Source organism: Stenotrophomonas nitritireducens, from assembly GCF_050984405.1.
Classification (GTDB): domain Bacteria; phylum Pseudomonadota; class Gammaproteobacteria; order Xanthomonadales; family Xanthomonadaceae; genus Stenotrophomonas; species Stenotrophomonas nitritireducens_B.
In genome coordinates this window covers 1,408,092-1,427,995 of record NZ_CP158790.1, presented here as the reverse complement: position 1 = coordinate 1,427,995, position 19,904 = coordinate 1,408,092, and the positions used below count along the sequence as shown (strand labels likewise).

General features: G+C 70.2%; 15 protein-coding genes. 8 read left to right on the top strand and 7 right to left on the bottom strand.

The annotated features are described in order from the left end of the window. Positions 1-11: 11 nt before the first annotated feature. On the top strand, positions 12-6,758 hold the full coding sequence (locus tag ABTV91_RS05985; protein WP_433853690.1) for an MBG domain-containing protein: 6,747 nt from the start codon (positions 12-14) through the stop codon (positions 6,756-6,758). A gap of 304 nt (positions 6,759-7,062) precedes the next feature. On the opposite strand, the gene ABTV91_RS05980 is transcribed toward ABTV91_RS05985, so the two are convergent. The 4 genes from ABTV91_RS05980 to ABTV91_RS05965 form a co-directional block, all read right to left on the bottom strand. Further along, positions 7,063-7,851: a DUF3011 domain-containing protein gene (locus tag ABTV91_RS05980; RefSeq protein WP_433853689.1), complete on the bottom strand. Its 789-nt coding sequence runs from the start codon at positions 7,849-7,851 to the stop codon at positions 7,063-7,065. Between the two features lie 247 nt (positions 7,852-8,098). Further along, a complete protein-coding gene (locus ABTV91_RS05975) occupies positions 8,099-8,341 on the bottom strand; it encodes a hypothetical protein (protein WP_153191005.1) in 243 nt (80 codons plus the stop codon). A 149-nt stretch (positions 8,342-8,490) separates the two neighbouring features. Next, complete coding sequence (locus ABTV91_RS05970; protein ID WP_433853688.1) at positions 8,491-9,123, bottom strand: glutathione S-transferase family protein; 633 nt, start codon at positions 9,121-9,123, stop codon at positions 8,491-8,493. A 53-nt stretch (positions 9,124-9,176) separates the two neighbouring features. Further along, positions 9,177-10,541, bottom strand: coding sequence for a glutamate--cysteine ligase (locus tag ABTV91_RS05965; protein ID WP_433853687.1), 1,365 nt, complete (start codon positions 10,539-10,541; stop codon positions 9,177-9,179). 341 nt (positions 10,542-10,882) lie between these two features. Between ABTV91_RS05965 and ABTV91_RS05960 the strand changes: the two genes are divergently transcribed. From ABTV91_RS05960 to ABTV91_RS05950, 3 genes are all read left to right on the top strand, one after another. Beyond that, a complete protein-coding gene (locus ABTV91_RS05960) occupies positions 10,883-11,584 on the top strand; it encodes a VIT1/CCC1 transporter family protein (RefSeq protein WP_433853686.1) in 702 nt (233 codons plus the stop codon). Beyond that, on the top strand, positions 11,581-12,420 hold the full coding sequence (locus tag ABTV91_RS05955) for a helix-turn-helix transcriptional regulator (protein ID WP_433853685.1): 840 nt from the start codon (positions 11,581-11,583) through the stop codon (positions 12,418-12,420). The genes ABTV91_RS05960 and ABTV91_RS05955 overlap by 4 nt, the downstream gene beginning before the upstream one ends. Positions 12,421-13,113: 693 nt before the next feature. Continuing rightward, entirely contained in the window at positions 13,114-14,088 is a 975-nt protein-coding gene (locus tag ABTV91_RS05950; protein WP_433853684.1) for an MBL fold metallo-hydrolase, read from the top strand. A gap of 71 nt (positions 14,089-14,159) precedes the next feature. On the opposite strand, the gene yihA is transcribed toward ABTV91_RS05950, so the two are convergent. Beyond that, the gene (yihA, locus tag ABTV91_RS05945; protein ID WP_433853683.1) at positions 14,160-14,762 is read right to left on the bottom strand and encodes a ribosome biogenesis GTP-binding protein YihA/YsxC; all 603 of its coding nucleotides are present in this window, start codon (positions 14,760-14,762) and stop codon (positions 14,160-14,162) included. Between the two features lie 126 nt (positions 14,763-14,888). On the opposite strand from yihA, the gene ABTV91_RS05940 reads away from it, so the two are divergent. The 4 genes from ABTV91_RS05940 to ABTV91_RS05925 all read left to right on the top strand — a co-directional run bounded on the left by ABTV91_RS05940 (position 14,889) and on the right by ABTV91_RS05925 (position 18,163). Further along, positions 14,889-15,674 carry a c-type cytochrome gene (locus ABTV91_RS05940; RefSeq protein WP_433853682.1) on the top strand — a complete coding sequence of 262 codons (786 nt, stop codon included), beginning with the start codon at positions 14,889-14,891 and terminating at the stop codon, positions 15,672-15,674. 89 nt (positions 15,675-15,763) lie between these two features. Then, positions 15,764-16,411 (top strand): thiol:disulfide interchange protein DsbA/DsbL, encoded by a 648-nt coding sequence (locus tag ABTV91_RS05935; protein ID WP_433853681.1) that lies wholly within the window; start codon positions 15,764-15,766, stop codon positions 16,409-16,411. Between the two features lie 119 nt (positions 16,412-16,530). Continuing rightward, positions 16,531-17,358 carry a thiol:disulfide interchange protein DsbA/DsbL gene (locus ABTV91_RS05930; RefSeq protein ID WP_433853680.1) on the top strand — a complete coding sequence of 276 codons (828 nt, stop codon included), beginning with the start codon at positions 16,531-16,533 and terminating at the stop codon, positions 17,356-17,358. 67 nt (positions 17,359-17,425) lie between these two features. Next, the gene (locus ABTV91_RS05925) at positions 17,426-18,163 is read left to right on the top strand and encodes an endonuclease/exonuclease/phosphatase family protein (protein WP_433854130.1); all 738 of its coding nucleotides are present in this window, start codon (positions 17,426-17,428) and stop codon (positions 18,161-18,163) included. A gap of 176 nt (positions 18,164-18,339) precedes the next feature. Here ABTV91_RS05925 and ABTV91_RS05920 read toward each other — a convergent pair whose 3' ends face one another. Together ABTV91_RS05920 and ABTV91_RS05915 are read right to left on the bottom strand one after the other, a co-directional pair. Further along, positions 18,340-19,218: an EamA family transporter gene (locus tag ABTV91_RS05920; RefSeq protein ID WP_433853679.1), complete on the bottom strand. Its 879-nt coding sequence runs from the start codon at positions 19,216-19,218 to the stop codon at positions 18,340-18,342. 140 nt (positions 19,219-19,358) lie between these two features. Continuing rightward, a complete protein-coding gene (locus ABTV91_RS05915; RefSeq protein WP_433853678.1) occupies positions 19,359-19,766 on the bottom strand; it encodes an ExbD/TolR family protein in 408 nt (135 codons plus the stop codon). Positions 19,767-19,904: the final 138 nt, after the last annotated feature.

The window sequence follows — 19,904 nt, the reverse complement described above, 5'->3', positions numbered from 1 at the left end:
GGACACCGGCCATGAATCGCATCTACCGTCTCGTGTTCAACCGCGCCCTGGGCCAGGTCCAGGTGGCCTCCGAGCTGGGGGCCTCTCCCTGCGGGACGAGCGGCGCCACGCGCCGCCTGCCGGCCGGCCCGCGGCTGACGCCACTGGTGCTGGGCCTGCTGGTGTCCATCGGCAGCCAGGGGCTGATGGCGCAATCGTTGCCGACCGGCGGCAACATCGTGTCCGGCAGCGGCCAGATCGGCGCGCCCGGCGGCAACCAGCTGGTCATCAACCAGGCCAGCGACAAACTGGCGATCAACTGGCAGAGCTTCAACATCGGTGCCGGGCAGAAGGTCACCTTCAACCAGCCCGGCGCGAACGCGATCGCGCTCAACCGCGTACTCGGCGTCGACGGCTCCCTGATCATGGGCCAGCTGGACGCCAATGGCCGGGTTTTCCTGGTCAATCCCAACGGCGTACTGTTCGGCGCCAGCGCCCAGGTGAACGTCGGCGGCCTCGTCGCCTCCACCCTGGGCATCAGCGACGCCGACTTCGCCGCCGGCAACTACCGCTTCACGGGCGACGGCAGCAATGCGGCGGTGATCAACCACGGCTCGCTCAACACCCGCGCAGGCGGCGCCATTGCCCTGCTCGGCGGCAGGGTCGGCAACCACGGCGTGATCGTCGCCAACCAGGGCAGCGTGGCGCTGGCCGCCGGCGATGCCATGACCCTGGACTTCGCCGGCAACGGCCTGCTCAACCTGCGGGTCGATAAGGGCATGGTCGATGCCCTGGTGGAGAACCACCAGCTGATCAAGGCCGATGGCGGCCAGGTGCTGCTCACCGCCCACGCCGGCGATGCCCTGCTCAAGACCGTGGTCAACAATACCGGGGTGATCGAAGCCCGCACGGTGGGCGAGAAGGACGGCAGGATCCTGCTGATGGGCGACTTCGACGGCGGCGTGGTGAACGTCGCCGGCACCCTCGATGCCAGCGCCCCGAACGGGGGCGATGGCGGCTTCATCGAGACCAGCGGCGCCCACGTGAAGATCGCCGACGACGTCAGGATCACGACGCTGGCGCCCAACGGCAAGACCGGCGAGTGGCTGATCGACCCGTACAACGTGACCATTTCCAACGGCACAAGCTCCGGCATGGGCGGTTTCAACGGCAACGCCAACGACAGCGTGCTCAACGTCACCACCCTCAGCAACGCCCTGGCCAGCACCGGGGTGACGGTGACCACCGGCGTCGGCGGCAGCCAGGCCGGCAACATCACCGTGGACGCGCCCATCAGCTGGAGCGCCAATACGGTGCTGGCGCTCAACGCCGCCGGCAGCGTCATCATCAACAAGGACATCACCGCCACGGGCAACAACGCCGGACTGTCGCTGTCCTACAGCGGCGGCTACAGCCTGAACAAGGGCGCTCGCGTGACCCTGTCCGGCAGCAACGCCAGCCTCGTACTGGGCGGCACCGGCTACACCCTGATCCATGACATCGGCGCGTTGCAAAACATCACCAGCACGGGTTTCTACGCCCTGGGCAACGACATCGACGCCAGCGCCACCGCGGGCTGGAACGGCGGTGCCGGCTTCAACCCGCTGGACGGGGTGAGCACCAACTTCGCCGGCCTTGGCCACAGCATCGACAGGCTGACCATCAACCGCGGGCTGGAGAGCGACGTCGGGCTGTTCCGCACCGTGAGCGGCAATGTCCGTGACCTGACGCTGTCGAATGCCCGCATCACCGGCCAGATGAACGTCGGCGGCATCGCCGCGACCCTTGGCGGCACCCTCAGCAACGTCCACATGACCGGCCGCGTTTCCGGCTCCGGGGCCTTCGTCGGCGGCCTGGCCGGCACGGTCAACAACGGCATCATCCGCTACTCGTCCTCTGCCGCCGACGTGACCGGCCTGACCGTGGTAGGCGGACTGGCGGGCAGCGCGCAGAGCATTGCCATGGCCGACTCCTATGCCACCGGCTCGGTCACCGCCACGGTCAGCAACACCAGTGCGTTTGCGGGCGGGCTGCTGGGCGAGGTGATCTCCAGCGCGACGCTGACCAACACCTACGCCAGCGGCAAGGTCACCGGCTACACCACCACGGGCGGCCTGATCGGCGGCGGCTACCTGCCCACCATCACCGTCAACACCAGCTACTGGGACATCAACAGCACCGGCCAGTCCAGCTCCCTGGGTGGCGGTACCGGCCTGACCAGCGCCGTGCGCAACCAGTCGGCCTACACCGGTTTCGACTTCACCAACATGTGGGTGATGTTCGAAGGCGATACCCGACCGATGCTGCGCAACGAATACTCCACGACCATCTTCACCCCCCACGCCCTGCAACTGATGGGGCTGGACCTTAACGCCAATTACCGCCTGGGCACCGACCTGAGCCTGGCCAGCGCCATGGCCGCCAGCGGCGGCTACTACGGCGAGGTGTGGGGCGCGTCGGGCTTCCGCCCGGTCGGCAACAACGCACAGCAGTTCACCGGCAGCTTCAACGGACAGGGCCACAGCATCAGCGGCCTGGTCATCAACCGTGCGGCCACTGACTATGTCGGCCTGTTCGGCTACACCTCCGGCGCGACCCTGGCCAACGTCAAGCTGGTGGGCGGCAACGTCACAGGCAGAGACAACGTCGGTGCCCTGGTCGGCTACATGCTGGGCGGCACCCTCGGCAACGCGTCGGCCAGCACCACGGTCAGCGGCACCAGCACCAGCGAAGCCAACACCGGCGGGCTGGTGGGCACCAACGACGGCGGCGCCATCGCCGATGCCTCCGCCACCGGCAATGTCACCGGGGCCGGCTACCAGGTCGGTGGCCTGGTCGGCTTCAACGTCAACGGCGGCAGCATCACCCGCTCCCATGCCACCGGCAACGTCACCGGCACCAACACGACCGCCAACCTCGGCTATGTCGGCGGCCTGGTGGGCGCCAACGGCTACAGCGGCGATGGCGGCTCCATCAGCCAGTCCTACGCCACCGGCACGGTCAGGGCGTCGTCGGGGCCGGTCGGCGGCTTCGTCGGCCACAACGAAGGCAGCATCACCGACTCCTACGCCACCGGCGCGGTGATCGGCCAGGGCTCTGCGAGCAACATCGGCGGCTTCGCCGGAGTCAATTTCATCAACGGCACCATCAGCAACAGCTACTCCACCGGTTACGTCACCGGCGGCAGCCAGACAGGCGGGTTCGTCGGCTACAACAACGGCACCAATGGCGCCATCAGCAACGCCTACTGGAACACCCAGACCAGTGGCCAGTCGCTGGCCGCAGCCGGTGGCCTGGTAAACGGGATCACCGGGCGTACCACCGCCCAGCTCCAGGGTGGCTTGCCGGCCGGTTTCTCCTCGTCCATCTGGGGCACCGGCGCCAACCTCTACCCGTATTTCAGCTGGCGCTACGGCACCACGCCCATCGCCATCAGCGGCAAGGCCTTCGGCAATGCCGGTGCCGCCGCCCTGGCGGGCGCGACGCTGACCGCCGTGTCCGGCGGCGTGGCCATCGGCAGCGCCAGCAGCGGGGCGGACGGCTACTACTACATCCTCGGCGATGCCAGCAGCCTGGACGCCAATGCCGCCATCGCCTACCTGGACGGCAACCTCGACACCGGTGCCGGCTTCGGCGACGTGATCGGCACCAACGGCGTCCAGGGGCTGGACGTCTACAGCTCCGCCATGCGCCTGTTCACCGGCCAGGGCAGCCTCTCGGCGACCCGCAGCCGCTACCTGGCCGCGCGCGGCAGTTATGCAGACAGTGACCTCGCTTTCCTCTCGTCCAGCGACTTCTCGGCCCTCACCAGCAGCGGCTACGGCCTCTACCTGGCTGCCAGCGCCGCCAGCTACAGCCTGGACACCAACCTCGGCTCCGGCGGCCTGCTCAGCCTGGACAGCGGCGGCACCTTCAGCATCAGCGGCACCCGCCAGCTGTCGGCAGGCGGCAACCTCAACGTCGCCGACCGCCTGGCCTGGGGCGACAACGCCGGGCTGACCTTCACCACCAGCAACGGCGGCAACGTCGTGCTGGGCGATGGCATCGATGCGGCCAACGGCAGCCTGGCCCTGTCCGCTGCCGGCACCGTAACCAGCAACGGGGGCGTCAACCTAGGTGTGCTGAATCTCACCAGCGGCACCTGGCGCCAGGTGGCGGCCAGCCTGCCCGGCTTCAACGTCACCGACTTCCGCCTCGGCCCCGGCGCCACTTTCGTGCGCGCGCTGGGCGGCGATGGCAGCGCCGCAACGCCGTACCGCATCACCGATGCCTACGGCCTGCAGGGCCTGGCGTCGACCAGCCTGGCGGGCAGCCGCTTCGTCCTGGCGAACGACATCAACGCCTCCAGCAGCGCGCTGTGGAACAGCGGCGCCGGCTTCCTCTCCATCGGCAGCCTGGCCACCCCCTTCAGCGGCCGGCTCGACGGACAGGGGCATCGCATCAGCGGCCTGGTCATCAACCGTCCCGGCAGTACCTACAGCGGCCTGTTCGGCTACAACGCCGGGTATGTCGGCAACCTCAACCTGGTGGGCGGCAGCGTGGCCGGCGGCAGCTACAGCGGCGCCGTGGTGGGCTACAACGCCGCCGGCGGGGTTATCGAGCGGGTCAGCAGCGACACCACCGTCACCGGCACGGGCAACGTCGGCGCCCTGGTCGGCAGCAACGCCGGAACCCTCAGCGAGTCGCTGGCCACGGGCAGCGCCGGCGGCGGCCTCAATGGTGGCGGCCTGGCCGGCAGCAACGCCAGCACCGGCGTCATCCGCGACAGCTACGCCACCGGCAGCGCCCAGGGCAGCGCCACCGCGGGCGGCCTGGTCGGGTTCAACGACGGCAGCCTGCTGCGTGTCTATGCCACCGGCACGGCCAGTTCCAGCGTCGGCGCGGTCGGCGGCCTGGTGGGCAGCAATGTCGGCACCGCCACCGGCAGCTTCTGGAACACCAGCAGCAGCGGCCTGGCCCAGGGCGTCGGCGCCGGCAACGGCACCGGCATCTCCGGGTTGACCAGCGCCCAGCTCACCGGCCTGGCGCCCTTCGTGGCGGCCGGCTGGAGCATCGACGACGCCGGTGGCACGGGCGCCACCTGGCGCATGTACGAGGGCCACAGCGCGCCGCTGCTGCGCAGCTTCATGACCACGCTCAGCGTCAACGCAGGCAATGCCAGCAAGACCTACGACGGCAGCGCCAGCAGCAGCGCCGGCGCCCTGGTGTTCCCCATCGGCTACGACCCGGCCCTGGTGTCCGGCAGCGCCGTCTACACAGCCAACAGCGCCAACGCCGGCACCTACACCGGCGCCAATCTGCGTGCCAGCGGGCTCTATTCCAGCCAGTTCGGCTATGACATCGAGCTACTTGCCGGCACCCTGACCATCGGCAAGGCCGGCCTGACCATCGCCGCCAACAACGGCAGCAAGACCTACGGCCAGGCGGGCGGTGTCAATGGCTTCAGCGCCAGCGGCCTGGTCAACGGCGACACCGTGTCTTCGGTCCAGCTGGCCTCGGCCGGCACCGCGACCACCGCCAACGTCGGCAACTACACCATCACCGCCAGCAATGCCGCGGGCAACGGCCTGTCCAACTACGACATCACCTACGTCAACGGCACCCTGACCATCGGCAAGGCCGGGCTGACCATCACCGCCAACAACGGCAACAAGACCTACGGCCAGGCAGGCGGTACCAACGGCTTCACCGCCAGCGGCCTGGTCAACGGCGACACCGTGTCTTCGGTCCAGCTGGCCTCGGCCGGCACCGCGGCCACCGCCAACGTCGGCAACTACACCATCACCGCAAGCAATGCCGATGGCAGCGGCCTGTCCAACTACGACATCAGCTACGTCAACGGCACCCTGACCATCGGCAAGGCCGGGCTGACCATCACCGCCAACAACGGCAGCAAGGCCTATGGCCAGACCGGCGGCATCAACGGCTTCACCGCCAGCGGCCTGGTCAACGGCGACACCGTGTCCTCGGTCGAGCTGGCCTCGGCCGGCACCGCGGCCACCGCCAACGTCGGCAACTACACCATCACCGCAAGCAATGCCGACGGCAGCGGCCTGTCCAACTACGACATCACCTACGTCAACGGCACCCTGACCGTCGGCAAGGCCGGCCTGACCATCACCGCCAACAACGGCAGCAAGACCTATGGCCAGACCGGCGGCATCAACGGCTTCACCGTCAGCGGCCTGGCCGACGGCGACACGGTGTCCTCGGTCGAGCTGGCCTCGGCCGGCACCGCGGCCACCGCCAACGTCGGCAACTACACCATCACCGCAAGCAATGCCGATGGCAGCGGCCTGTCCAACTACGACATCACCTACGTCAACGGCACCTTGAGCATCGGCAAGGCCGGCCTGACCATCACCGCCAACAACGCCAGCAAGAACATCGGCCAGCGCTCACCGCTCAACGGATACACGGCGGAGGGCCTGGTCAACGACGACACCATCGACGCGGTCAGGCTGTTCAGCGACGGCAGCGGCGTGAATGCCCAACCCGGCAGCTACGCCATCGTCGCCAGCGATGCGCAGGGTGCACGGCTGGGCAACTACGACATCACCTACCGCGAAGGAACGCTGGAGGTAAAGGGCCTGTCCGTCGCGCAGAACCTGCAGGTGGGCCGTGAAGTGGCCGCCAGTGTGCGCACGCCCGCAACCCGCCCGCCCACCGCTTCGTCCGCCGCCGGCTTGTACCGCCTTGCCGATGCGGCCATCGCCCCGGCCAGCGACGCCTGCACGTCCCTGGAGGAGGTCCGCTGTCCCATCCGCCAGCCGGAATGACGGCGGGCCGGTGAAGGGAAAAGGCGCGTCTGTCGACGCGCCTTTTTCTTTGTACGGGGCATTGCCGCTGCCGTTCCCCGGAGGCTTGCGCGGAGATCCCGCCCGCTGCCACGGCGATGCCGGCCGCAGCTTCCGACGACGCGGCGCCGGCGGCCATGACATCCACCGGAGCCGCCGACATGAAAACGCGCCGCCCGGGCAATACGCCGCGGAGGCGCGAGGGCATCCTGTTGCAGGTACGGCAGCGCAGTCACCGCCACCTGCGCCCACTCATCGTCTGGGCGGCACCCCGCCGCCCAGACGATCACTTCGGCTGGCGCTTCAACCGGGTCAAGGACATCACCTGGCCATCGTTGCGCGCCATGCACAGGTAGCGGCCGTCCGGATAATCGATGATCAGTTCGGCGGCCTCGTCGTTCAGCGGCACGCGCGTGACCAGCGCGCCGGATGCGCCCGCACGCCGATTGCAGGCGCCCAGCAGCCCGGCACCGTCGGCGGCGGCCACGGGCGCCACGTAACCGCGGTGCTGGCCGTGGTCGGCCTGATGCCCGCCGTCCCCCGGCGTGTTGCGGAACACCGCGCGGCACCCGTCCTTGACCCAGACGGAATTGCGCGACAGCCCCCAGTTCCGGCCCTCCACGCATTCGGTGCGGCTCAGCTGACGCACGACCTGGACATCGCCTCGGGTGTCCATGTCGCACTCGGCCTGGGTATTACCCTGCGATTGACAGGTCACTTCCCGGGGCAGACCCGCGGGCGCGTCGTGCGATCCGCCGCGCGCGTCGTGGCGGCCGATCGAACACACGCCGTTCGCGCCGCCTTGCCCCGTATAGGACATCTGCACACCGCCGTCGGCGGACGTCGTGATCGACAGGGTCACGCCGCTGGCCGGGTCGTGCGCTTCGACGTAATCGTCGTTGAAGCGCTTTAGCCGGGTTTCCTTGCCGTTGACATAGACCGGCCCGCCATCGTCGGCATGCACCTCCAGTCCACCGGGGCAGGTGCCGTTGAACATCGGGAGGGCGGCCTGCGCCTGGAAGGCGAAAGGCAGCGCGAGCAAGGCGGTCGCGGCGAGCAGGGACGACGTCTTCACGGGAAGCTCCAGGGTCGGGTCGCCGGATCTTACGCGAGCCGATGCAGGGCGCACTGCATGGAAAACGTCACGCGGCGGCAGGCGGCGCATGCGCTCCGCCGAGCGGCACGGGATCGCGCCGATGCCGGCGCGTGGCTTTCCCACCGGGCGCATCACGTCCACAGCGTCGAGCCAGGCAGGAACGGAAGGCCGGCACGCGTGGCGCCGACGTGCCGGCCTCCATTCGGGGACTTCGCGCCGCGACGGCTCAGCCGCCGCAGCCGCCACAGCATTCCGAAGGCACGCGCTCCAGCTGCGCGGCGGAGATCGGCAGGCCGCCGCGGCCCAGCGCCGGCAGCAGGCTGTGTTCGTCCAGCAGGGTCGAGATGCGCAGCACCCGGCTGAGCGGCTCGATGTCCAGCAGGACGGAAGGATCGGCATCCTGCAGCGCGTCTTCCAGCACCTGCAGGTCCGGCGCCGTGCCGGACAGGGAAATCCTGAATTGCGTCATCGACATACTCCCGGGGCGGGCACGCGACCGGATGCCCGCCCCGCGGCCGACCCGGCGGCGGGCGACCGTGCCCGCCCGCCGATACTGCGTGCCGGCGGCGGCGTCCGCCCTGACCGGGGTCAAGCCACCGTGCGACCGCGGTCCGCGGCTCAGCCGCCGGCGGCCAGCGCGTCGTCCAGCGCGGCGGCGCGCTGCCACGCCGGGCGCGCGCGCAGGCGCGCGCCGTACTCGGCGAAGGCCGGCCGCTCGGGCAGGCTCTTGAACATCATGCCCCACAGCACCTGGCTGCCCACGTAGACATCGGCGGCGCTGAAACGCTCGCCCAGCAGCCACGGCGCGGCGCCCGCGGCGGCCTTCTCCAGGGTGTCGACCACCTGGTCGAAACTGCCGTAGCCCACCATGCCGGCCTTCTCCGGCGGCGCCAGCAGGCCCAGCGCCTTGGCGCTGACCGCGGCCTCGACCGGCCCGGCGGCGAAGAACAGCCAGCGGAAGTAGCTGCCGCGCAGCGGGTCGTCCTGCGCCGGCGCCAGCCCGGCCTGCGGGAACGCATCGGCCAGGTAGCTGCAGATGGCGGCAGCCTCGGTGACCGCCACGCCGCGATGGACGATGGCCGGCACCTTGCCCATGGGGTTGATGGCCAGGTAGTCAGCCGACTTCATGCCCTCGCCGTAGCCCAGCACCTCGGTGCGGTAGGGCTGGCCCGTCTCCTCCAGCATCCAGCGCACGATGCGGCCGCGCGACTGCGGGTTGGTGTAGAAGACGATCTCGTCCGTGTTGCCCATGTACCTGTCTCCGCGAAAGGAGCCGGCAGTCTAGCAACGGGCCGGACGCCGCATCAGTAGGCGAATTCGCCGAACACCGGATCGACGCTGCCGTTCCATGCGCCGTGGAACAGCTCCAGCTTGCGCTCGGCGGCGGTCCGGCCGGAATCGACGATCTCCTGCAGCACGTCGAGGAAACGCGTCTCGTCCTGGCCGTCGCCGTTGAGCGCGGCGCGCCGGCGCAGGCCTTCGCGCGAGATCTCCAGCGCGCGCCGCGCCAGGTCGCGCACGCTGCCGCCGCGGAACGGCAGATTCATCGCCTGCTTCGGCACGCCGTCGCGCAGCGCGTGGCGCTCGGCCAGGCTGAAATCCTTGACCAGGTCCCAGGCCGCGTCCAGCGCCGCGTCGTCGTACAGCAGGCCCACCCAGAACGCCGGCAGCGCGCAGATGCGGCTCCACGGGCCGCTGTCGGCGCCGCGCATTTCCAGGTACTTCTTCAGCCGTACTTCCGGGAAGGCGGTGGTCATGTGGTCGGACCAGTCGCGCAGCGTCGGCAGCGCGCCCGGCAGCACGTCCAGTTCGCCCTTGAGGAAGCGGCGGAACGACTTGCCGCTGGCGTCGTGGTAGATGCCATCGCGGTAGGAGAAGTACATCGGCACGTCGAGCAGGTAGTCGACATAGCGCTCATAGCCGAAGCCGTCCTCGAACACGAAGTCGAGCATGCCGGTGCGGTCGGCGTCGGTGTCGGTCCAGATGTGCGAGCGGTAGCTCAGGTAACCGTTCGGCCTGCCCTCGGTGAACGGCGAATCGGCGAACAGCGCGGTGGCGATCGGCTGCAGCGCCAGCGACACGCGGAACTTCTTCACCATGTCCGCTTCGGAGGCGTAGTCCAGGTTGACCTGGACCGTGCTGGTGCGGGTCATCATGTCCAGGCCGAGCGAGCCGACCCTGGGCATGTAGTCGCGCATGATGCGGTAGCGGCCCTTGGGCATCCACGGCATGTCCGCGCGCGTCCACTTCGGCTGGAAGCCCATGCCGAGGAAGCCCAGCCGCAGCTCGCCGGCCACCTGCGCGACCTCGTTGAGGTGGGTGCCGGTCTCCACGCAGGTCTGGTGGATGGTTTCCAGCGCCGCGCCGGACAGTTCCAGCTGGCCGGCCGGCTCCAGCGTCACCGACGCGCCGTCGCGCAGCAGGGCGATGGTGTTGCCGTTCTCCTGCACCGGTTCCCAGCCGAAGCGGGTCAGCCCGGTCAGCAGCGCCTGGATGCCGCGCTCGCCCTCGAAGGTCGGCGGGCGCAGGTCGTCCAGGCGGAACCCGAACTTCTCGTGCTCGGTGCCGATGCGCCACTGCGGGCGCGGCTTCTCGCCGGAGGCGATCACCCCCACCAGCTGCGAGCGGTCGGTAATGGGCGTATCGGCGACGTGGCTGGGGCTCGACAAGGGCTGGCTCGCAGTGGTCTGGCTGGGCGGGGGAAATGGGGGCCTGCCCCCGGCATCACAAGAACCGGCCCGCGATCCGTCGCGCTCGTCCCGCCTCCCGCGCGGCCGGCAACGCACGCGTATCGCTACGCGGCGCTTGCTGCGCTCCGCCACGGGCCGCCGGCCCTCGCTCACGATGGATCGCGAACAGCTTCCGAGCGCGCACTATATCGCGGCGCCTATTGCCGGCATGTCGCGGTGACGGTTTTCAGCATCCCACCGGCGACGACTTGACCGGCGCTCGCAGCCGCAGCTGCGAGTCATTCCGGCCGGGCACCTGCCAGCGGCCTACACTGGCGGGCATGAAACGTTCCCCGCACAAGGAAGTCCACCGCTCCGACCGCGTCGGCTGGCTACGCGCGGCCGTGCTCGGCGCCAACGACGGCATCGTCTCCGTCGCCGGGCTGGTGGTCGGCATCGCCGCCAGCGGCGCGCCGGCCTCCACCGTACTGGCCACCGGCGTGGCCGGCACGGTCGCCGGCGCGATGTCGATGGCCGCCGGCGAATACGTCTCGGTGCAGTCGCAGGCCGATACCGAGCATGCCGACCTGGCGCTGGAACGCCGCGAACTGCACGAGGATCCGCATACCGAGCTGGAGGAACTGGCCGGCATCTACCGGCGCCGCGGGCTGACCCCCGAGCTGGCGCACCAGGTCGCCGTGCAGCTCACCGCGCACGACGCGCTCGCCGCACACGCGCGCGACGAACTGGGCATCACCGAGGAACTGCGCGCACGCCCGCTGCAGGCCGCGCTGGCATCGGCCGGTGCCTTCATCGCCGGCGCGATACTGCCGGTGCTGACCGCCCTGCTCGCCCCGCACGCGCACGTGGCGCAGATCACCACCGCCTCCACCCTGGTCGGGCTCTGCATCACCGGCGCGATGGCCGCCCATGCCGGCGGCGCGCCGCGCCTGCGCGGCGCGCTGCGGGTGATGTTCTGGGGCGCGCTGGCGATGGCCGCGGCGGCGGGCGTCGGCCGCCTGTTCGGCGCCCACGTGGCATGACCGCCATGCTGCCACCGGCCACTGCACTGCTGGCGGAAATGGCCAGCCTGGCCGGCTGCGGACGCGCCGAGGGCTATGCCTGCATCACCGCGCGCCGCGAGCACGGCGCCAGTTCGGTGGAGATTCCGCAGCCCCAGTTCGCGATCCTGCTGGAAGGCCGCAAGCAGGTGCGCACTGCGCACCAGTCGCTGGCGTTTGTTCCCGGCGACATCCTGCTGCTGACCCAGCGTTGCCGCATCGATGTGGTCAACACCCCCGATCCCTGCAGCGGCCGCTACCTCAGCGCCATCGTGCCGCTGTGCGCCGAAGTGCTGGCGGCGGCGCGCACGCTGTGGAACGAGGCGCTTCCTGCCCCAGGCCCGGCGATGGCGCGGCTGGCGTTGATCGAACATGACGCGGCGCTGCGCCAGTGGCGGCAATCGCTGCAGGACGGCCGTTACAGCGAAGCGCGGCTGGCCCTGGCCTCGCTGGTGCTGACCCTGTGCCGGCAGGGTCATGGCAACCTGCTGCTGCCGCAGGCGCCGAGCCTTGGCGAGCAGATCCGGGACCGCATTGCCGCCGAGCCGGCGCGCGACTGGCAATCACGCGATGTGGAAGAGCAGTTCGCGCTGAGCGGCGCGACCCTGCGCCGTCGCCTCGCCGCCGAAGACACCAGCCTGCGCCAGCTGCTCACCGAGGCGCGCCTCGCGCACGGCATGCAACTGCTCTACACCACCGATCTGCCACTGAAGACCGTCGCCGCACGCGCGGGCTACCGGTCTGCGGCCAGTTTCAGCAGGCGCTTCGCCGAGCAGTACGGGCTGGCGCCGACGGACATCCAGGGTGGGGGCCGGTAAGGCCGCGCCCTGCACCCGCCGAGGCAACGGCCGAAACAACCGCCGGGACATTGGATGCTGCGCGTTGGGCGGGGCGGTGTGGGCAGGCAGTACACGCCGTAAACCCATCCATGGGGGCTCGTTGGCGCCATCCAGGGCGCCAACGGTCCTGCCTGCCCACACCGCCCCGCCTTCGACAGTTTCCCGGTGGCCGGTAGATCCACGCCATGCGTGGATGAATGTCCATCGAGATCGAATATTTCGAATTTGAATCCTGGGGTCAGATCCGCGGATCTGACCCCAGGAGCATTTCCCACCAACGGATCGCGGAATCTGCCGAAGGCGGGGTGAGTCCGGTTGCGGGGGTGTCCGCGGCATGGATGCCGCGGCCAAGCCTACAGGGGTGAGGGCGCTTTGCTTGCGAAGCACTGCTTCGCAAGCGCCCGAACGCCCAGCCGCCAGCGGCTGGGCCGGACCGCGGAGCGGGATTTACGGCGTCCCCCGCAACCGGACCCACCCCGCCTTCCCACGGAGTGTTCGCTGTTGCTGTTGCCGTCGCTTAGGCCGTTGCTCTGGCTCGCAGCGGGTGCGGGGCGCAGCCCTGCGTACACCCCCTCCCTGAGCATTCCACGCAGTGGATTGAGCGCCGCGCACACGCCGGCCACGGCACGCTGGGCGCAACGGAACCGCCCGTCATCCACCGAGAACCACACCATGACCCTGCGTCCTCTACAACTGCGCACCACCCTGCTGCTGGCGCTGTCCTCCCTGCCGCTGGCGGCGCTGGCCGAAGCCACCTCGCCCGCCCCCATCCAGCAGGTGCCGGGTGTCTATCACCAGCGCGTCGGCGCGCTGCAGGTCACCGCGCTGTTCGATGGCGTGGTCGCGCTGGGCCGGCAGGAAGTGGTGGACTTGCCGCCGACGCTGGTCAGCCGGCTGCTGGAGGGCCGCTACGTGCCCGAGGACAAGAAGGGCCTGCAGACTGCTATCAACGCCTTCCTGGTGCGCCAAGGCAACCACCTGACCCTGGTCGATACCGGCACCGCGCAGTGCTTTGGCCCCGACCTGGGCCAGGTGCTGGGCAACCTGCGCGCTGCGGGCGTAGACCCGGCCGAGGTGGACGAGGTGCTGCTGACCCATGCCCACCCGGATCACCTGTGCGGGGTGCTCGACGCGCAGGGCAGGCCGGCCTACCCGAACGCCACGGTGTGGCTGTCCAGGGCCGATGCCGATTACTGGCTCGACCCGGCCAGCGCGACCACCGCACCGAAGGGCGTGCGCTTCGCCTTCCCGCTGGCACGCAACGCGGTTGCGCCTTACCAGGCCAGCGGCCACCTGCGTACCTTCAGCCCCGGCGATTCCCTGCCCGGCGGTGCGGTGGCGATGGATACCCATGGCCATACCCCTGGCCATGTCTCCTACCGGTTCGACAGCCAGGGCCAGTCACTGCTGGTATGGGGCGATGTGCTGCACTTCCACGCGGTGCAGTTCGCGCACCCGGAGGCCGCATTCGAGGCGGATTCGGACCGCAAGGCGGCCATCGCCAGCCGTCGCGGCCTGCTGCGACAGGCCGCCGCCAACGGTTGGTGGGTGGCTGGCGCGCATCTGCCGTTCCCGGGCCTGGGCCACGTGCGCAGCGAAGGCCAGGCCTACGCCTGGGTGCCGGCGGAGTATTCGCCGTTGAACTGATCCACCGCGGAGCCGAGCACAGCCCCGGCTCCACAGAAATGCCGCCGGGCATCGCCCGGCGCACTTTGTTCTTATTCCAGCCCCAGCCAGCCGCCGATCACCGCGCGGGCCTCGTCCACGCCCTGCTTCGACTCGCCGGAGAACGTCTGCACGCTCACCGAGTCGCCGAACGTGTCGGCCAGTTCCCTGCGCACCTTCTGCAGGGTCTGCGCCTGCTGGCCGCGGCCGAGCTTGTCGGCCTTGGTCAACAGCGCGTGCGCCGGCAGGCCGCGCTGCACCGCGTAGGCCAGCATCTGCCGGTCGTAGTCCTTGAGCGGGTGGCGGATGTCCATCACCACGACGAGCCCCTTGAGCGCGTCGCGGGTGCGGAAGTAGTTGTCGATGAAGGCCTGCCAGTGCGCCTGCAGTTCCTGCGGCACCTTGGCGTAGCCGTAGCCGGGCAGGTCGACCAGATGCGCGTCGGGGGTGACCTGGAAGAACACCAGCTGCTGGGTGCGGCCGGGGGTCTTGGAGACGCGGGCCAGCGCGTTCTGGCGGGTCAGCGCGTTGAGCGCGCTGGACTTGCCGGCGTTGGAGCGCCCGGCGAACGCCACTTCGGCGCCCTCGTCGGGCGGCAGTTGCCGGGCGTTGTGGGCGGAAAGCAGGTAGCGGGCGCGTTCTAGGAGCTGTGACATGGGCATAGGATCGCACGCCGCGGCCTCCCCTGCCGCCCCGTGCGTTGACCCTGCCATGAAACGGCGTGGATAATCCGGTCGATGCCGGCGCGGACCCGCCCGGCCCGTTCCACACGGAGCTTCTGCATGCGCCACGCTCGTGTCTTAGCCGTTTCTGCCCTCGCCATCCCGCTGATCGCCGCCGTCGCTTTCGCGCAGAGTTCGGTCACGCCCGTGCCCGACAACGCACCGGTGCAGACCGCGCCGCTGGAAATCGACCTCAGCAAGACCATGCCCGGCGACGCCGAGGCCGGCGAGGGCAAGGCGCAGGCCTGCGCCGCCTGCCATGGCGCCGACGGCAACTCCGCCATCGAGATGTACCCGCGCCTGGCCGGCCAGAGCGAGCGCTACATCGCCCGCCAGCTGGCGCTGATCGCCGGCGGCCAGCGCACCGAGGGCGCGGTCGCCGTCATGCTGCCGTTCGTGCAGGGCATGACCGCGCAGGACATGCGCGACATCGGCGCCTTCTTCGCCGGGCAGAAGTCCGGCGTCGGCGTGGCCGACGACATGGCCGTCGCCGACGGCCCGTACGCGGGCATGAAGTTCTACGAGATCGGGCAGAAGCTGTACCGCAGCGGCGACGCCAGCCGCGAAATCCCGGCCTGCATGGCCTGCCACGGCCCGACCGGCGCCGGCAACCCCGGCCCGTCCTACCCGCATATCGGCGGGCAGCATGCCGGTTACGTCGCCCAGCGCCTGCAGCACTACCAGGCCGGCCAGACCAACGAGACCGACCCGTCGCAGTTCCGGATCATGGCCCAGGTGGCGAGCAGGCTGACCGAGCAGGAAATCCAGGCGCTGTCCAGCTACGTGCAGGGCCTGCACGCACGGGCCGACGACATGGGCGTGGCCGCGGCGCCCTCCCAGCCCTGACGGTGCCGGTCGCCGCGGCGACGCAAGCTGTTCCCCGGATACGCCGACCCCTGCGGTCGGCGTCTCTTTTTTCAGTTGGAGACTCCCCGATGAAGCATTTCCCGCGCCTGTTCCTCCTGCTGCTGGCCCTGCTGCCGCTGGCCGCCTGCGCCGCCGACACCGCCGCGCCCGTGGAAGGACGCGACTATGAACTGATCGCCGAGCCCGGCCCGTTCGCGCCGCTGGCCGGGAAGATCGAGGTGGTCGAGGTGTTCGGCTATCCCTGCATCCACTGCGCCCATTTCGAGCCGCTGCTGGAAGCCTGGGTGGGCAAGCTGCCGGCCGACGTGCGCTTCACCGCGGTGCCCGGCGCCTTCGGCGGCCACTGGGACGCCTACGCGCGCGCCTTCTACGCCGCCGAGCAGACCGGCGTGCTCAAGCGCAGCCACGCCGACGTGTTCAAGGCGCTGCACGAGCGTCGCAGCCTGCCGATGCAGAACGTGTCGCCGCAGGAACTGGCGACCTTCTACGCCAGCTATGGCGTGCAGCCGCAGCGCTACATCGACGCGCTGCGCAGCGGGCAGGTCGACGAAAAGGTGAAGGCCGCGCGCGCATTCGCGATGCGCGCCCGGGTGCCAGGCACGCCGGCGCTGATCGTCAACGGCAAGTACCTGGTCAAGGGCCGCGGCTTCGACGACCAGCTGCGCATCGCCGGCGCCCTGGTGGAACGCGAGCGCGCCGCCGCGCGGCGCCGCTGAATCCGCGCCGGAGCGTTCCGCGAACCGGTTCAGCCGCTGCCGCAGATAATGTCATCATGCGCCCGGCGGTCGCCGCAGGCGACCTGACGACCCGACGAATTCCCGCTGGAGATCCACCGATGAAGATCCGTTTCGTACTGGCCCTGACGGCCCTGCTCCCGCTGATGGTCGCCTGCAAGGCGCAGGACGGCTCCGCCGACGCCGTGGCGCCGGCCGCCACCGAACAACCGGCCGCCGGCACCGCGGAAACCGCGCCGGCACCGGCCGCCGAGGGCGAAGCCGCCGCAGCGCCGGCCACCGGCGATGAAGCCGCCGCCGAACCGGCCGCCGACAACACCCCGGTGCCGGCGCAGGCCCGCCTGGTCGGCCCCGAGCCGGTGGCCGGCACCGACTACCTCGTCATCGAGGGCGGCCAGCCGATCCAGCCGGCGACCGGCAAGATCGAGGTCGCCGAGGTGTTCGGCTACGTCTGCCCGGCCTGCGCCCGCTTCCAGCCGCTGATCGGGCCGTGGAAGGCCGGCCTGCCGTCGGACGTCAGCTTCGTCTACGTGCCGGCCATGTTCGGCAGCATGTGGGACGACTACGGCCGTGCCTTCTACGCCGCCGAGGCGCTGGGCGTGCAGGAGAAGACCCACGACGCGCTGTACTCGGCCATCCACGTCGAGCATTCGCTCAAGGGCGAACTGGGCCGCGACTCGGTCGAGGACATCGCCAACTTCTACGGCAAGTACGGCGTGAACCCGAAGACCTTCGCCGACACCATGGGCAGCTTCTCGGTGGTCGCCAAGACCAACCGCGCCAAGCAGTTCGCCCAGCGCAGCAAGATCAGCGGCACGCCGTCGCTGATCGTCGCCGGCAAGTACCTGGTCAAGGGCAAGAGCTACGACGACATGCTGCGCATCGCCGACCACCTGATCGCACGCGAACGCGCCGCCAACGCCAAGTAAGGTATGAAGGGCCTCCCACCGAGGCCCTTGTTCCACCGCCGTGAAATCCCCCACCCACACCCTGCGCCTGCTCACGGCCAACATCCAGGCCGGTTCCAGCACGCGCCGCTACAGCGACTACGTGACCCGCAGCTGGTCGCACGCGCTGCCATCGGGCAGCAAGCGCTCCAGCCTGGACGCCATCGCCAGACTGGCCAGCGGCCGCGACATCGTCGGCCTGCAGGAGGCCGATCCCGGCAGCCTGCGCTCGGGCTTCACCAACCAGACCCACTACCTGGCCCAGCGCGCCGGCTTCAACTACTGGAGCCATCAGCCCAACCGGCGCATGGGCGGCGTGGCCTCCAGCGCCAACGGCCTGCTCAGCAAGCTGGAGCCAGTGGAAGTGCAGGACCACGCCCTGCCCGGCCGCATCGGCGGCCGCGGCGTGCTGCTGGCGCGCTTCGGCGACGGCCGCGAGGGGCTGACGGTCGCCGTCGCCCACCTGTCGCTGGGCGTGGGCTCGCGCATGTCGCAGCTGGACTTCATCGCCGACCTGCTGTCCGACTACCCCAACGCTGTGCTGATGGGCGACTTCAACTGCAAGGCCGAACGCCCGGAAATGCAGGTGCTCTACCGCAGGACCCGGCTGCAGCCGCCCGGCTGCCTGGTGCCGACCTTCCCCAGCTGGCGACCGGACCGGGCCATCGACCACATCCTGGTCAGCGACAGCCTGCGCACGCTCGAAACCGGCGCCGTCGCCGCCGCCCATTCGGACCACCTGGCGGTGGAAATGCAGGTCGAAGTGCCGGGCGACAGCCTGCGGTAGCGGCGCAGGCGCTGGCGCCCCAAGGTCTGCGTTGCGGGTCCTGGATCGCGCTCCCGATCCCACACCGGGTCACTTCGCGGCCGCCACTGGCTCGGGGGCTTTCCTCCAGATCCATCCCGCAGTGCCGGCCGCCGGCGCCAGCAGCGTGAATCGTCGGCCAACTCGTGCGGTTGCCTTCACGTCACCACGGCGGCGGGCGCCGGCGGCGGACGGCGCGCGGTCGCCGCGCTGCCCACCGACGCCAGCACCGTGCAGGCGATCGCCAGCCACTGCAGCCCGCCGAGCCGCTCGTGCAGCAGCAGCAAGGCCCACAGCGCGGCCACCGCCGGCTCCATGCTGATCAGGATGCCGAAGGTTTCCTTGGGCAGACGCTTGAGCGCCATCATCTCCAGCGACATCGGGATCGCGCTGGACACCACCGCCACCACCAGCCCGGCCAGCAGGATCGGGGGCTGCAGCAACGCCGTGCCGGCATGGGCGATGCCCACCGGCACCACCACCAGCGCCGCGGCCGCCAGCCCCAGCGATACCGAATGGCCGGCGTGCAGATGCCCGGCGCGCTTGCCGAACACGATGTACAGGGCCCAGCAGGCCGCCGCGCCCAGCGCATACAGCACGCCCGCCGCGTCCAGCGCCGGCCCGCCGGCCAGCGGCAGCAACAGCAGCAGCCCGGCCACCGCGCAGCCGACCCACAGGAAATCGATCGGCCGCCGCGAGGACAGCATCGCCACCGTCAGCGGGCCGGTGAACTCGATGGCCACCGCGATGCCGAACGGGATCGTACGCAGCGCCATGTAGAACAGCAGGTTCATCAGGCCCAGCGTGAGGCCGTAGCGCAGGATCGCCGCGCCGTCGGCGCGGCTGGTATGCCAGCGCCACGGCCGCCACAGCAGCAGCAGGAACAGCGCCGAGAAACCCACGCGCAGCGCGCTGGTGCCCTGGGCGCCGATCAACGGAAAGAGATGCTTGGCATAGGAGGTGCCGATGGCCAGCGAAGTCACCGAGCCGAGCACCGCCAGCGCCGGCAACAGCGGCGCGAATCGGGAAGTCTGCATGCGCGTAGTGTATTGCGCCGGAAGCCCGCGGCTGCGCCCGACGCATCACTTTCGTCGCGATCACGGCGCACGTGGCCGTCTCCGCGGACGGTTGCCGCGCAGCGGGCCGCCCACGCAGGCGGGCGGCCCTTGGGCAAGGCTCAGCGCAGGAAGGCGATGCGCTCCATGTGCGCGTTGTCGGCGGCCGCCAGGACCTTGGCCATCGTGTCGTACTCGGCGTCGGGGCTGGCGTCGATGCGCAGTTCCGGCAGGTTGCCGGCATGCAACCGGGCCTGCTCCTGCAGGCGCGCCTGCAGCGCGGCGACCGGCAGCGCCTGGCCGTTCCAGGTGAGCTGGTTGGCCGCATCCACCCGCAGTTCGATCGGCGGCGGCGGCTCGATGCGCGGCACCTGCAAGGTCGTGCGCTGCGGCAGATCCACCGGGATCGGCCAGGACACCAGCGGCGCGGTGACGATGAAGATGATCAGCAGCACCAGCATCACGTCCACCAGCGGCGTGACGTTGATGTCGGCGATCGGTCCGGAACTCCCTGCTGCACTGAATGCCATGGTCCGCTCCTTCGGGGAGGCGGCGCGCCTCGCCATCGACACTACGCCGCGGCCGCGGGCGCCAGCCGGGCGCGCAGGGCCGGCATTCAGCCACGGTTTCGGCAGGCGTTCATGCGCGAGCCGGCAACGCCGCGGCGG

Bases quoted from the DNA above. Each gene is read 5' to 3' on its own strand.
- ABTV91_RS05985 (WP_433853690.1), top strand. From the start codon at position 12: ATGAATCGCATCTACCGTCTCGTGTTCAACCGCGCCCTGGGCCAGGTC.
- ABTV91_RS05975 (WP_153191005.1), bottom strand. From the start codon at position 8,341: ATGACGCAATTCAGGATTTCCCTGTCCGGCACGGCGCCGGACCTGCAG.
- ABTV91_RS05970 (WP_433853688.1), bottom strand. From the start codon at position 9,123: ATGGGCAACACGGACGAGATCGTCTTCTACACCAACCCGCAGTCGCGC.
- ABTV91_RS05960 (WP_433853686.1), top strand. From the start codon at position 10,883: ATGAAACGTTCCCCGCACAAGGAAGTCCACCGCTCCGACCGCGTCGGC.
- ABTV91_RS05955 (WP_433853685.1), top strand. From the start codon at position 11,581: ATGACCGCCATGCTGCCACCGGCCACTGCACTGCTGGCGGAAATGGCC.
- ABTV91_RS05950 (WP_433853684.1), top strand. From the start codon at position 13,114: ATGACCCTGCGTCCTCTACAACTGCGCACCACCCTGCTGCTGGCGCTG.
- yihA (WP_433853683.1), bottom strand. From the start codon at position 14,762: ATGTCACAGCTCCTAGAACGCGCCCGCTACCTGCTTTCCGCCCACAAC.
- ABTV91_RS05940 (WP_433853682.1), top strand. From the start codon at position 14,889: ATGCGCCACGCTCGTGTCTTAGCCGTTTCTGCCCTCGCCATCCCGCTG.
- ABTV91_RS05935 (WP_433853681.1), top strand. From the start codon at position 15,764: ATGAAGCATTTCCCGCGCCTGTTCCTCCTGCTGCTGGCCCTGCTGCCG.
- ABTV91_RS05930 (WP_433853680.1), top strand. From the start codon at position 16,531: ATGAAGATCCGTTTCGTACTGGCCCTGACGGCCCTGCTCCCGCTGATG.
- ABTV91_RS05920 (WP_433853679.1), bottom strand. From the start codon at position 19,218: ATGCAGACTTCCCGATTCGCGCCGCTGTTGCCGGCGCTGGCGGTGCTC.
- ABTV91_RS05915 (WP_433853678.1), bottom strand. From the start codon at position 19,766: ATGGCATTCAGTGCAGCAGGGAGTTCCGGACCGATCGCCGACATCAAC.